The organism is Cupriavidus sp. 8B (assembly GCF_054589115.1).
In genome coordinates this window covers 12,507-26,042 of record NZ_BAAILO010000293.1, presented here as the reverse complement: position 1 = coordinate 26,042, position 13,536 = coordinate 12,507, and the positions used below count along the sequence as shown (strand labels likewise).

The 13,536-nt window shown below is 66.5% G+C and carries 12 protein-coding genes; 2 read left to right on the top strand and 10 right to left on the bottom strand.

From position 1 onward, the window contains the following. Positions 1-146 precede the first annotated feature (146 nt). The 3 genes from ACYP5B_RS29215 to ACYP5B_RS29205 are packed head-to-tail and all read right to left on the bottom strand — an operon-like array spanning position 147 to position 2,782. Entirely contained in the window at positions 147-1,097 is a 951-nt protein-coding gene (locus ACYP5B_RS29215) for an NAD(P)-dependent oxidoreductase (protein ID WP_400092383.1), read from the bottom strand. Beyond that, positions 1,094-1,777 (bottom strand): RraA family protein, encoded by a 684-nt coding sequence (locus ACYP5B_RS29210; protein ID WP_400092385.1) that lies wholly within the window; start codon positions 1,775-1,777, stop codon positions 1,094-1,096. Before ACYP5B_RS29210 ends, ACYP5B_RS29215 begins: the two co-directional genes overlap by 4 nt. Positions 1,778-1,813: 36 nt before the next feature. Next, positions 1,814-2,782: a Bug family tripartite tricarboxylate transporter substrate binding protein gene (locus ACYP5B_RS29205; protein WP_400092387.1), complete on the bottom strand. Its 969-nt coding sequence runs from the start codon at positions 2,780-2,782 to the stop codon at positions 1,814-1,816. Positions 2,783-2,880: 98 nt separating this feature from the next. Here ACYP5B_RS29205 and ACYP5B_RS29200 point away from each other — a divergent pair, with 98 nt between their 5' ends. Both ACYP5B_RS29200 and ACYP5B_RS29195 read left to right on the top strand, forming a co-directional pair. Then, positions 2,881-3,660, top strand: coding sequence for an IclR family transcriptional regulator (locus tag ACYP5B_RS29200; protein ID WP_400092389.1), 780 nt, complete (start codon positions 2,881-2,883; stop codon positions 3,658-3,660). A 165-nt stretch (positions 3,661-3,825) separates the two neighbouring features. Then, positions 3,826-4,452 (top strand): LysE family translocator, encoded by a 627-nt coding sequence (locus ACYP5B_RS29195; protein WP_400092392.1) that lies wholly within the window; start codon positions 3,826-3,828, stop codon positions 4,450-4,452. A gap of 1,051 nt (positions 4,453-5,503) precedes the next feature. On the opposite strand, the gene ACYP5B_RS29190 is transcribed toward ACYP5B_RS29195, so the two are convergent. From ACYP5B_RS29190 to ACYP5B_RS29160, 7 genes are all read right to left on the bottom strand, one after another. After that, a complete protein-coding gene (locus ACYP5B_RS29190; RefSeq protein ID WP_400101990.1) occupies positions 5,504-6,670 on the bottom strand; it encodes a xanthine dehydrogenase family Fe-S subunit in 1,167 nt (388 codons plus the stop codon). Positions 6,671-6,678: 8 nt separating this feature from the next. Beyond that, positions 6,679-7,506 carry an FAD binding domain-containing protein gene (locus ACYP5B_RS29185; RefSeq protein WP_400101989.1) on the bottom strand — a complete coding sequence of 276 codons (828 nt, stop codon included), beginning with the start codon at positions 7,504-7,506 and terminating at the stop codon, positions 6,679-6,681. A 6-nt stretch (positions 7,507-7,512) separates the two neighbouring features. Continuing rightward, positions 7,513-9,921, bottom strand: a complete 2,409-nt coding sequence (locus ACYP5B_RS29180) for a xanthine dehydrogenase family protein molybdopterin-binding subunit (RefSeq protein ID WP_459571986.1) — start codon at positions 9,919-9,921, stop codon at positions 7,513-7,515. A 229-nt stretch (positions 9,922-10,150) separates the two neighbouring features. Beyond that, positions 10,151-10,792, bottom strand: coding sequence for an N-carbamoylsarcosine amidohydrolase (locus tag ACYP5B_RS29175; RefSeq protein WP_400101987.1), 642 nt, complete (start codon positions 10,790-10,792; stop codon positions 10,151-10,153). Beyond that, the gene (locus tag ACYP5B_RS29170; protein WP_400101986.1) at positions 10,789-11,835 is read right to left on the bottom strand and encodes a M29 family metallopeptidase; all 1,047 of its coding nucleotides are present in this window, start codon (positions 11,833-11,835) and stop codon (positions 10,789-10,791) included. The genes ACYP5B_RS29175 and ACYP5B_RS29170 overlap by 4 nt, the downstream gene beginning before the upstream one ends. A 22-nt stretch (positions 11,836-11,857) precedes the next feature. Next, positions 11,858-12,703, bottom strand: a complete 846-nt coding sequence (locus ACYP5B_RS29165; RefSeq protein ID WP_400101985.1) for an alpha/beta fold hydrolase — start codon at positions 12,701-12,703, stop codon at positions 11,858-11,860. Between the two features lies 1 nt (position 12,704). Next, positions 12,705-13,457 carry a maleate cis-trans isomerase family protein gene (locus tag ACYP5B_RS29160; RefSeq protein ID WP_400101984.1) on the bottom strand — a complete coding sequence of 251 codons (753 nt, stop codon included), beginning with the start codon at positions 13,455-13,457 and terminating at the stop codon, positions 12,705-12,707. Positions 13,458-13,536 lie beyond the last annotated feature (79 nt).

Below are 13,536 nucleotides of genomic sequence, written 5' to 3'. Positions count from 1 at the left end.
CCGCCCCGGCGCTCGTTACGCCATCATGCTGGACAAAACCCAGGGCTTCGCTTCAAGTGGCTCCTAGCCAAGCCACCCCTCTCCCCGGCCCTCTCCCCCTGAGGGGAGAGGGAGAAACAGCCGTCGTCATGGCGCGCGGTGTTGGCCTATCCGTCGGCTCCGTTCAATGCCGCCGGTCTGCGCGCCAGCACGCTGAGCGTATTCTGCGCCGCGGCCACGCCCATGTTCACGTAGGCGGCGCTGGTCACGCCACCGATGTGGGGGCTGAGCAGAAAGCCGGGCTGGCGGTGGAAGATATGCGGCACCGTCATCGGCTCGACGGCGAAGCTGTCCAGCCCCGCCATGGCCACCTGCCCGGATTGCACGGCGGCCAGCAGCGCCGGTTCGTCGATCAGCCCGCCACGCGCGGTGTTGACCAGGATCACGCCCGGCTTGCAGCGTGCCAGCGTTTGCGCATTGATCATCGCCTTGCTCTCGCTGGTCAGCGGGCAGTGCAGCGAGATCGCGTCTGCCTCCTGCCAGATCGTTTCCAGGTCCACGGGCTCGATATAGCCCGGCAGATCGCCAGCGAACGGATCGAAGCCGATCACGCGCATGCCCATGGCATCGCACATCCGGGCAAAGCGCCGGCCGATGGCGCCGAGGCCGATCAGGCCGATGGTGTTGCCGGCCAGCTCGAAGCTCTTGTGCGTGGCCTTGTCCCAGTGGCCGGCATGCATGCGCGCATTGAGCTGCACAACGGATTTGGCGCAGCCCAGCAGCAGGGCCATGGCCTGCTCCGCGACCGCCGCGGCGTTGGCGCCCACGGCGGCCGTTACCTCGATGCCGCGCGCGGCGGCGGCCGGCTTGTCGATGGTGTCAGTGCCGCTGCCGTGCTTGGAGATGACCTTCAGTGCCGGCGCCGCATCCATGATTTCCGGGGTGACAGCGCCGTAGCGCACGATGATGCCGACCGGGTTGTGGCGCTGCGCCAGCGCCACCAGGTCGGCGGCCTGGGGCGTCTTGCCGGCGTAGACGATGTCGTAGCCGCCGAGCAATGCCTCGGCTTGTGGCGCGAGATCGGCCGCGGTGACGAGGATGGCTGGCTTGCTGCTCACAGCGTCTCTCCCTCTTTCAGCACGCCGGCGGTGACGAGCGAGGCAAGCAGCCACGGGGCGTTGGTCTTGCCTTCCTTGATCTGCGCGATGCGGCGGGCTTCGGCGGCTTCCTTGTGCTCGGCGAGCGGCAGCAGCGAGGCGATTTTTTCACGCTCGACCACCACCAGGCCATCGGCGTCGCCGCAGATGAAGTCGCCGGGGTTGACTGTCACGCCGCCAACCGAGACCGGGTGGCCGATGCGCCCGGCGACTTCCTTGGTTGGGCCGTTGGGGTTGGTGCCCACCGAGAACACCGGATAATCCATTTCGTCGATCTCCAGGCTGTCGCGCACGGCGCCGTCGATCACCACGCCGGCGATGCCCCGCTGGCGGCATGCATTCATCATGATGGTGCCCATGAGCGCGCTGCTCTGGTCGCCCTTGCCGTCGATCACCAGCACGTCGCCGGGCTGCGCCAGCGCCATCGCGGCGTGGATCATCAGGTTGTCGCCGGGGCGCACTTCCACGGTGAAAGCGGTGCCGGACAACTTCATGTGCGGGCGCAGCGCCCTGATGCGGCCGTGCAACGCGCCGCGGCGGCCGGCCACGTCGGCCAAGATCGCCGGCTGGAATCTAGCGGCCTGGGCGACGATGTCTGCGGGCACGCGGTCGAAGGATCTGATGATGTCGGGCAGGCTCATGGCATGGCTCCTTGGGATTCGGGGATTAGGGGAGGATCAGTCGACCTGCGCGCCGGATGCCTTGACGGCGGCCGACCAGCGCACGGTGTCTTTCTTCATCAGGGCGCCGAACTGCTCGGGGGTGCCGCCCAGCACATCGGCGCCCTGGTCGCTCAGCTTCTTCTTCAGGTCGGGCACCTGCAGCGCCTTGTTGAATTCGGCGTTCAGGCGCGCCACGATGTCCTTGGGCGTGGCGGCGGGCGCCACGAAGCCGAACCACGTCACGGCCTCAAACCCGCTGTAGCCGGACTCGGCGATGGTGGGGACGTTGGGCAGGTCGTCCATGCGCTTGGCCGAGGTGACGGCCAGCGCGCGCATCTTGCCGTTGCGGATATGGCCGATCAGCGTCGGCACCGACGACAGGTACAACTGCACCTGCCCGCCGATCAGGTCATTGACGGCCTGGGCCGCGCCCTTGTACGGCACGTGGGTGAGCTTGATGCCGGCCGTCTTCTGGAACAGCTCGCTGGTCAGGTGCGCCACGGTGCCGTTGCCCGGCGAGGCCACGTTGATCGTGCCCGGATTGGCCTTGCTGGCAGCCACCACATCGGCCAGCGTCTTGTAGGGCGAATCCACGTTGGTCACCAGCACCAGCGGCGCGCTGGCCACCAGCCCCACCGGTGTGAGGTCCTTCGCCACGTCGTAGGGCAGCTTGCGGTAGAGCGTGGGGTTGATGGCCAGGTTGCTGGTCTGGCCCAGCACAATGGTGTAGCCGTCGCCGCTGGCCTTGGCCGCGGCATCCACGCCGAGGTTGCCGCCGGAACCCGGCTTGTTGTCCACCACAAAGCGCCAGCCCTGGGCCATCGCCACCTTGTTGGTGACCTCGCGGGCAATGATGTCCGTGCCGCCGCCGGCCGGGAACGGCACGATCACGCGGATGGGCTTGGCGGGATAGGTCTGGGCCAGGGCCGGAAGGGCCAGGGCGCAAAAGATGGCGGTGGTCAGGCCGCGGCGCAGCAGGTTCATTGCTTTGTCTCCAGATCTCTTTATTTGTTGGAACGGATTCTGGATGGTCGTTGCACTCAGTACAATACGGTTTCACTGTACGCAACTCATTCCACAGCATGGACTCATCCAACTCCCCCACTGCCGGTGACGCGGGCGACGACGCCGGCGGCGGCGGCGTCATTGCGGTACGGCGGGCGCTGCGCGTCCTGGAAGCCTTCGGCGTAAGCGACGCGCAGCTCACTCTGGCCGAACTCAGCCGCCGGACCGGCTTCCACAAGACGACCGTGCTGCGCCTCGCGCGCACGTTGGCGACCGACGACTACCTGGTGCAGAAGGAGGACGGCAGCTGGCGGCTCGGACGTGCCGCCGGCTGGCTGGGCGCGTGCTACCAGGCCACCTTCAACGTGCACGAAGTGGTGGAACCCGTGCTGCGGGAGCTGACGATCAAGACGGGGGAAAGCGCATCGTTCTACGTGCGCGAGGGCCAGCAGCGCATGTGCCTGGTGCGCGTGGAGGGGCCGCAGGCCATCCGGCACCATGTGCGCATCGGCTCGGCGCTGCCGCTGGACAGCGGCGCGCCGGGGCGGGTCATCCTGGCGTTCTCAGGGGAGCCCGGCGAGCCCTATGAATCGATCCGGCGACGGGGATATCACCTGTCGATGGGCGAGCGCGAGCCCGAAGTCTCCAGCGTTTCGGCACCGGTGTTTGGCCTGCATTGGAAGCTGCTCGGGTCGGCGTGCATCTCCGGGCCTTCCTCGCGCCTGAGCGAGGAAAGGCTGCTCGCGCTGGCGCAGACCGTCATGGATGCAGCCAACCAGCTCTCGTATGCGATGGCGGGAAGCCATCGGCCGGCGCCGGCGGCGGCTTCGGGCAGTCCGGCGACCTGGCACCCTTGAAGAGACCTGCCCAAAGCGTCACGCCGCGTCACGCTGGCACAAGACGCTGTCGGGCTGGCACTATTCGGATGGCGTTCCCGATGATCCGGCCACGCCTCTTGCCCAATATCGATACCGGGCCTAACCCGACAACGCAGTATCCGCAACAACAAAGGAGTCAAGCGCATGCCCCCGATCGAGACACTGTTGCCATTTTTCGGCATCGCCGTGGTGCTTGGACTGACGCCGGGCCCGGACAATGTCTTTGTGCTGCTGCAATCCGCCATGCGGGGGCCGCGCGCGGGCATGGTCGTGGTGCTTGGCCTGTGTACCGGGCTGCTGGTGCACACCACCGCGGTCGCCTTTGGCCTGGCCGCGCTGTTCGCCGCGTCCAAGGTCGCGTTCATGGTGCTCAAGATCGCTGGCGCGCTGTACCTGGGCTATCTTGCGTGGCAGGCATTCCGCGCCCCGGTGGGCGCGATGAACCAAGGCAGCGGCGACAAGCCTGGCGTGGGGCACATGTACCGGCGCGGCGTGGTGATGAACCTGACCAACCCCAAGGTGGTGATCTTCTTCCTCGCGTTCCTGCCGCAGTTCGTCGCGCCGGATCGTGGGCATATCGCGCTGCAGATCATGGTGCTGGGCGTGGTCTTCATCATCGCCACCCTGCTTGTCTTTTCCGTCATCGCCTACTGCTCGGCCATGTTCGGCGCCCTGCTGCTGCGCTCGGCACGGGCGCAGCGGGCGCTGAACTGGTTTGCGGGGGTGGTGTTCCTGGGGCTGGCCGCGCGGCTGGCTACGTCGAGGATGTAGGGGAGAGCTGGGAGTTCGGAGTTTTGATGCTTCAGTGTCCCGTTCCGCTGATTCGTACGCAAAGTCTGTTGAGCCTGAAGCAGGAACTGTAGGTCGGGGGGAGTGTGCGATGTGTATTGCTTGTAGCCCGCTGACGCGGGGGGGTCTCTTGTGGGTGGGGTTTTGATGCTTCTAGCTGCTGATGCAGAATGGCGTGAGTGGGCGATGTTTTAGCGCTTCTAGCTGCTGATGCAGAATAGCGTGAGTGGGGCAGTGTTTTAGCGCTTCTAGCTGCTGTCGCGGCTGTACGGTGTTGGCCGTTTTGGAACGTGTGAGATGTCACTTTTCTTTACTCGCGGCTCGTAAAGAAAAGTAACCAAAAGAAAGCGATCCTTGCAGGAGGCTGGCGTGGCGTCATTGGGAATCCCAATGGTTTCGTCGTACGGCCCTGGGTGCTAAGGGACTCGTGCCGTTACCAGTTTAGATCACCACGACCCTGCCAGTGCCCAGAGATTCGTGGTGGTCCCCCCGGTAGCTGTCACAACTTGCTTCAAGCCGTCTGTCGCTCGCGGCGCGGGCGGCCACGAAGTTGCAAGCGTCCCGTTTTCGTCGTGGGCGCGGTGGCACCGGATTGATAGGCCCAAGAATTATTTCACCGCGCCCACCCCACCACGAAACCATCACGGCGTGATATATCGTGGCGCTTTACACCGGTACCGGCAGATGGGTGAATAGGCAGGGATGCTGCTACCGGATGCCTCACCACGAAACCAGCGTCATTAAAAGGATCGTGGCCATTCAAACCGGTAACGGCACGAGTCAATTAAAACCCGGGGCCTGACGACGAAACCACCGGGCTGCGTAACCCCAATAAGCCAGCCTCCTGCAAGGATCGCTTTCTTTTGGTTACTTTTCTTTACGAGTAAAGAAAAGTGACATCTCACACGTTCTAAAACGGCCAACACCGTACAGCCGCGACAGCAGCTAGAAGCGCTAAAACATCGCCCACTCACGCTATTCTGCATCAGCAGCTAGAAGCAATAAAACCCCGTCCACAAACGCAACCCCCGCGTCAGCGGGCCACCCCGAACACCCGCTTCACCCTCTCCCACATCACCCCCAGCATCATCGCTACCGGATTCATCTCCGTGACCTGGCTGCGCTCGCTATCCGACAGCGACGGATCCATCTTGCGGGTGACGTTCTTGCCGAAATCCGCCATCATGCGCCGGACAAAATCGCGCACCAGCCCCGAGCGGGAGAACTGCGCGAGCGGGCCTTGCAGGGAATACTGCAGGTCGATCAGCACTTCCGTCTCGCCCGCCGATATCGCTTGCAGCACATAGGTGATATCGCCCGCGGCCTTGGAGTTGCTCAGCGAATCCTGCCCCGCGCCCTTCAGCACACCGCGCCGGTTCGCATCGTCTCGCTCCAGCCGCGCCGCGCCGTTGAAGCGCGCGGCCATCGGGCCGAACTTGATCGCCACGTGCCCCTTGACGCGGTCGCCGTCCTGCTCGGTCAGCGCCGCGCCCGGCAAGCAGCTTGCCACCGCCGGCAGGTCCGCCATGAAGCGCCACACGTCGTCGACCGGGAACGGCACCTTGAAGCCGCCGTCGATGCGCGACCAGCCTTTCTTGTCGGCGCTGCGCTCGGCTTCTTCCTTGGCGGCAGGTGCGGCTTGTGCCTGGCCGGTGCTGTCGGCTGCGGGTGTGAAGCAGACGAACTCGCGTTTCACGCCGGCTGCTACGGCTTGCACCGCGCTGCCCGCAGCTTGCGGCTTGCGCTGCGCCAGCACCGAGCTGATCGCGGCCACGATGCCCATATAGCCCGTGCAGCGGCAGAGGTTGCCGGAGAGCTCATGGCGGATCATGGCCTCGTCGGCATCCGGCAGCCGCAGCACGATGTCGCGGGCGGTGGCCAGCATGCCGGGCGTGCAGTAGCCGCACTGCAGCGCGTGGTGCCGGTTGAACGCGGCGCGCAGGTCGCGCATCACGGGGTCGTCGTTATAGCCTTCGATGGTCACCACCTTGCTGCCCGCGCAGGCGCTGGCAAAGGTGATGCAGGAGCGCACGGGCTTGTCGTCGACCAGCACGGTGCAGGCCCCGCAAACCCCGTGCTCGCAGCCCAGGTGGGTGCCGGTCAGGCCCTGTGCGTCGCGCAGGAAGTCGCCCAGGTGGGTGCGGTGCGCGCAGGCGCCGGCAGCGGCGCGGCCATTGATCGTTAGTGCGATGGTTTCCACTGCGGCCCTCAGTTAAAAAGTTGTTGGATGCAGCGAGTGGCGGCGGCGCAGTAGAGCTTGCGGTCGATCGCATCCTTGCCGGGCGTGGCCTCGGTCACGGCGGACAGCACGGCCTGCGGCGTGAGCGCGGCGGGCCCTTGCACGGCAATGTCGTTGGCGAGGCCGCGCAGCAGCGCCGGTGCGCCGTCGAGCGCGCCCAGCGCGATGCGGGCGAAGCGCGTGGACGGATCGAAGTAGGCAGCGCAACTCGCCTCGGCGAACTCGCCGGTCTTGCGGCACAGCTTGTGGTAGCCCCAGCGTGCGGCGTCGGGCTGGGGCGGCACATGCACCGCCGCGATCAACTCGCCTTCGGTGAGCGCTGTGGTGTAAGCACCCAGCATGAATTGCGTCATGGGCACGATGCGCGTGCCGGCTTTCGATGCGAGTTCGATCTCGGCGCCGACGGCGGTCAGCACCACCACCCAGTCCGCTGCGGGATCGGCATGCGCCAGGCTGCCGCCGATGGTGCCGCGATTGCGGATGGCGCGGTAGGCGATGCCGCTCGCCACGGATTGCAGCATGCCGCCGCGCAGCTCCGGGAATTCGCCGTCCTCGATCTGCGCATGAGTGACTGCCGCGCCGATGCGCACGCGCTCCTGCTGCGCGGTGACGGTCCGCAACTCGGCCAGTTTCGACAGATCGTATATGGCACCGGGGCGCGTCAGGCGCAGGTTAAGCATCGGGCCCATGGACTGTCCGCCGCCCATGACCTTGGCGTTGTCGGTGCGATCCGCCAGCTCGGCGCAGGTAGCGGCCAGCGTGGGGGCCGCGTGATAGGTAAATGCAGCTGCTTTCATGATGGTTCAGGCCGCCTCTCTGGTTGGCGTGGCTTGCGGCTTCTGCGCTTGCTCGGCGCGGGCCAGCGCTTCGAGCACCTTGCGCGGCGTGAGCGGCGTCTCCAGCAACTCCACGCCGAACTGCCCCAGCGCATCGTTGACCGCATTGAAGATGGCGGCCGGCGGCGCGATGGCGCCGCCTTCGCCCATGCCCTTGGCGCCGAACTCCGTGTGCGGCGACGGCGTCTCGAAATGGTGGATGCGGATCGAGGGGATCTCGGTGGGGCCGGGCAGCATGTAGTCGGCCAGCGTGGAGGCCAGCGGCTGGCCGTTGCCGTCGTAGCGCATCTCCTCGAACATGGCCGTGCCGATGCCTTGCGCCACGCCGCCGTAGGTCTGCCCTTCCACCACCATGGGATTGACCATGGTGCCGCAGTCTTCCACCACCACGTAGTCGAGGATTTCGACGTGGCCGGAATCGGTGTCCACCTCCACCAGCGCGGCGTGGGTGGAGTACGTGAAGCTGCCGGTGTCGACATTGGGCTTGTAGCCCATGGTGGTTTCCAGCCCGGTTGGATCCACATCGGCAGGCAGCCGCTGCGGATTGATGTACCAGGCGTTGGCGATCGCGCTGATCGGCACAGCGGCGTCGCCGGCCTTGACCGACCCGCCGGCAAGCGCTGCCTCCCCCTCGGGGCGTTGCAGAATATGCGCGCCGATCTTCAGCAGCCGCGGCACCAGCGCCTTGCAGGCGCGCGACACCGCGCCGCCCGACATCACCAGCGAGCGCGAGGCGTAGGTGCCGGTGGAGAATGGCGTCACGCCGGTGTCCCCATGCACGACCTTCACGCGCGACACATCGATGCCAAGGATCTCGTGCGCGATCTGGGCAAAGGTGGTTTCCATGCCCTGACCATGCGAGTGCACGCCGACGCGGACTTCCAGCCCGCCGTCCGGCGTGATGCGCACGGTGGCGGAATCGAAGCCGGGGATCACCGGCGTGCCCCAGGCGGCGAACACCGAGGTGCCGTGCGCCGATTGCTCGGTGTAGGTGCCGAAGCCCACGCCGAGATAGCACGAGCCTGCCGAGGCATTGTTCTGCCTTTCACGCTGGCGCTCGCGGATGCGCGCCAGCCCGATCATCTGCGCGGCCTTGCGCACGCTGGCCGGGTAGTCGCCGCCATCGAAGTGCTTGTTGGTGACGTTGACGTAAGGCATGGATTCCGGCTGCACCAGGTTCTCGCAGCGGATCTCCCACGGCTCGCGCTTGACCTCGCGCGCCAGTGCATCCATCAGTAGTTCCATGGCGAAGCACACGCCGGTGCGCGCCACGCCGCGGTATGGCACGAAGCCGGGCTTGTTGGTGGCCACGCATTCCGTGATACAGCGGTACCCGTCGAAGGCGTACGGCCCCGGCAGGTTGCCTGTTGCCTGGCCGGGTTCGAGGCCAATGGTGAAGGGCCACACCGAATAGGCGCCGCCATCGATGGCGATCTTGGCATCCAGCGCCAGCAGGCGTCCGCGCGCGTCGGCATAGGCCGTGACCTCGTAGTGGTGCTCGCGTGAGTTGGCGCCCGCGGTCAGGTGCTCGCGCCGGTCTTCGATAAAGCGGAATGGCGTGCGATACGTCATGGCGAGCCAGGCGATGCACAGCTCCTCTTGCTGCAGCACGCACTTGTAACCAAAGGCGCCGCCCACGTCGGGCGAGATCACGCGGACTTTTTCCTGCTCCAGGCCCAGGCAATGGCTGAGCACCGTGCGGATCATGTGCGGCACCTGGGTGGCGCTGTAGACGGTCAGCTGGTCGAACTGGTGGTCCCAGTAGGCCAGCACGGCCTTGCCTTCCATCGGCACCATGCACTGGCGCGCCAGGTCGATCTTGCGGCTGACTACCACAGAGGCGGTCTTGCTGAGCGTGTCGAAATTCTTGTCCGCGGTGAGCGTGAGGAAGTGGTTGTCCTTCCAGTGCTCGTGCACCCGCGTGGTGGCGCTGGCCTGCCGCGCGCCATCGACGTCGGTCAGGGGCGGCAGTTCATCGAGTTCCGCGACGATGCGCTCGGCAATGTCCTCGGCTTGCGCGCGGGTCGGCGCGAAGGCCATGGCGATGGGCTCGCCGACAAAGCGGACCTTGCCGGCGGCCAGCGGCGGCTGCGCCGACGGCTGGTAGGACGGAAAGGCCGAGTCGGCTTTGATGTCGAGCGCGCCATGCATGTCCTCGCGCCCGATCACCACGTGCTCCAGCCCTTGCGGCTTGTGCAGCGCCAGCAGCCGCGCGTGCGCCATGGGACTGCGCAGGAACGCAACCTCCTGCAAGCCCGGCATGGCGATGTCGGCGACAAAGCGGCCCTTGCCATGCAGATGGCGCGCGTCCTCCTTGCGCGCCACGCGGGCGCCTACGCCCTGCCCGCCTTCCTTCTCGATGTGGTCATTGTCCATACATTCCTCCAGTCCGGGCTTGCCGCCGTCCGTGACTGCTTTGTGGGTTCGTGGGTTGCGTATCGCCCGGCAACCGGCAGGTCAGCAAGCAAGTTCCGTGCACCTTTCTATCGCGCATCCGGCGGCATATATTCAGTGCACTGAGCTTATCGACACATTGGCGAAACGCGCGGCGGCCGTCAATTGGGGCTTGCGCCCATGCTCGCGCATGGTGCGTCCTGGACGCCGCTCAGAGCCTGGCCAATACCGCCAGCGCCTGCTCGCGCGGCATCACGGCCGCGTACTTCTGCTCCATGTCGAACAGGTTGGCCGCGTGCGGCTGGAGCGCGCGGTCGCCCACGCAGTCCGACACCACCAGCGGGCGCAAGCCGTGCGACATCGCATCCACCACACTGGCCCGCACGCAGCCGCTGGTCACCGCGCCGGCCACCACCAGTGTGCGCACGCCGCGCTGTGTCAGCCACGCCGCCAGCGACGTGCCGAAGAAGGCGGACGGCACGGTCTTGCGCACCACCAGTTCGCCCTCGCGCGGGGCCAGCTGCGCAACGATGGCGCTGGCCGGCCCGTGCTCCTTCAGCGTCAGCATGCCGGGCACCTTCAGCGTGAAGATGTTGTGGTCAGCGTCGTCGTCGGCAAACACGATGCGGCTGTGCGCCACAGGCCAGCCCTGCTCGCGCGCAGCCGCCAGCAGCGGCACCGTGTTGGCGATAGCCTCGGCGATATTGCCGCCGCCGAACATCGCCGGATCGGCGAAGCCGTTGACGAAGTCGACGATCAGCAGGCCCACCGGGCCTTGCAGCGGCAGTTGCGTGCCGAAACCCTGGCGTGCATAAGTCGGGAGTTCAGAATGCGGTGTTGTCGAAGCGGTCATTTGCGGTTCCATCCGTCCAGTACCTTGCCTTGCCTGACCACGTCCTCGCCGTCCAGGCGCACCGTGCAGTTGCGCAGCGGGATATCGATGTGGCAGGCGGTGGTGCGGCTGCCCCCTGCCTCGTTGTTGGGGCCAAGCGAAAACAGGAAATTGCCCTCGTAGGCGCGGGCATCCATGCCGATGGACGCCTCCCTGTCGTACAGCCCCAGCGTGGACCAGCGCGCGCGCGGCTGCAGGCCCCAGCCGATATGCGAGATGGCATACGCCTCGGGATCGTTGAACGACGCCATGTAGTCGTTCAGCAGTTCGGCATCCAGGCCGCCTTCGATCCGCGTGGCAAAGCCGCCCTCCACCGTCAGCTCAACACGGTCCGCCACGTAGCCCTTCTGCGGCAGCAGGATGTCGCCACGGTCAAGCACGATGCGGCCGCTCGCGCCACGCTCGTTCGGCCACGTCAGCACGAAGCCGCTGGGCCAGTGGTCCCAGCGCCCCGGCTCGTCGACGAATCCGTACTCGCTGATGGCGGGGAACTCGCCGAGCGGGCAGCGCAGGTCGGTGCCCGCGTCCGATACCACATGCATCTCCTTGGCCCCCGACAAGCGCGCGTTGGCAGCGCTCACGCGCTCGCGGTCGGCTTCGGTGGGCACCATGCGCACCAGCACTTCCGGCGGCTCCACGGCCAGCAGGATCTTGGTGCCGGTCTTCAGGATGTCGTGCTGCTCGGGCGAGAACAGCAGCGTCATCAGGTCCAGCACCAGGTCGCTCTCCTTGAGCGCGGCAATAGCCGCGCGGTTGCCGGTGAGCGCCGTGGTGCCGAGGTAGGCCAGCGGGTCGCGGCTCAGGGCCTTGTCCGCGTTGACGGGCGGCAGGTCCAGCCGATTGACGATGGCGCCCATAGCCTGCGTGGCAACCAGCGCGCACGACAGCGTCTGCGGATGCGTGGCGGCGCTGGTCAGGATGGTGACGGTCTGCCCTGGCGCGAGCCGGGACAGCGTTAGGACCTGTTTCCAGGCCTGGATCAAGGCGTGCTCGCTGACTGGCATGTTCTCTCCTGTGATCGGTAACTCAGGCCGCGGCCCTTTGCTGCGGGACAACTTCGGCGCCGAGGAAATCGCCCAGCGCGCGGTAGAAGCCGGCCTCGTCGTCCCAGGGGATCATGTGGCCGGCGCCCGGCACGTGGCTGACCTGGAGCTGCGGCAACAGCCCGCGGACCTCTTCGATATCCTCGGGGCGGACCACATCGCCACGGCCGGCCACCATCAGCAAGGCAGGCACGCCAAGGCCTGGCATGTCGGCATGCACGTCGTCAGTATGGAAGCCCTGGAAGCTGGCCAGCACGGCGCGCTCGTCGCAGGTGTGCAGCCATTCGGCGCGCAGCGCCAGTTGCTCGTCGGTCCAGGTAGGGCAGAAGCGCCGCATGGTTTCGATATCCACGCCGTGGCGCGCCACCGCCATGGAGTCCACGTACCACGCGAGCTGTGCCGGATAATCGCGCCGGCCCGGGCCGGATACCGGCGGATCCACCATGACCAGCCGCGCCAGCCCGGCGGGCCGGCTACGCGCGGCGCGGATGCCGATGCGCGCGCCCATCGAATGGCCGACCACGCTGTAGCTCGGCAGGTTCATGGCTTGGGCGAAGGCCACCACATCGGCGGCCTGGGCGTCCAGGCTGTAGTCGAGCGTGTCCGACGCGGACGACAAGCCACGGCCGCGCACATCCAGCACATAGGTGTCGAACTGCTCGCCCAGGCGCTCGCCGACGAAGCCCCAGGTGATGGCCGGGCTGGTGATGCCCGGCACCACGATCACCGGATCGCGCGTCACGCGCGCGCCGGTGTGGCCGCCATAGCGGAGATAGTGCTGGCGGATGCCGTTGGCGTGGACGTTACCGCCGCAAACAAAGGTACGCATTTTAGTAAGCCCCCGAGAGCAAGGCGCCTGCGCCCGGCACTATGGGTTCCAGGTCGAGCTGCTTGAGGATGGCGTAGGTGGTGGCGATGGCGGCGGTGATGACTGGCTTGCCGGTCATGGCTTCCACCTTGGCTACCGCCGGCAGCGACGGCATTTGCACGCACGCCGACAGCACGATGGCGTCCACGTCCTTGGTGTTCATCTGCGCGACGATACCAGGCAACTTTGCAGGGTCATGGCGGCCGACTTCGAGGTTGTCCGGGATTTCCAGTGCGCGCCAGTCCACCACCTCGTAGCCTTCGTTGCGGATGTAGTCCACCACCAGCTCGGTCAGCGGCTTCATATATGGCGCGACCACCGCGATGCGCTTGGCGCCGATCACCTTGAGCGCGTCGATCAGCGCGCCGGCGCTGGTGACCACCGGCGCGTCAGCGCCGTTCGCCGCGGTATGGGCCTGCAGGCGCTTTTCCGAGACGCGGTGATAACCGTGGCCCATTGCCATGATGGCCACCAGGCAGGCGTAGCCAAGCACGTCGACGCGGGCGTCGCTCAGCTCGAGTGCGCAGCGGTCGGACTCGGCGTCCATCGCGGCGAGCTCTTCCTTGACCACCTTCTTCATGCGCATGCGGCTGGAGTGGAAGGTGAACCGCTCGGGCCGCACCTGCTGGCGCGCGAGCAGCATCGCGGGGATTTCGGTTTCCATCGTGGTGTTGGAACTCGGCACGATCTGGCCGATCCGGAAAGTTTTTTGCACGGGGCGCTCCGTAATGTCGGAAGTGGATATTCAGGTTTGTCGGACTTGAGTGCGTTTGCCTACCGCTGGTTTGCTCCCC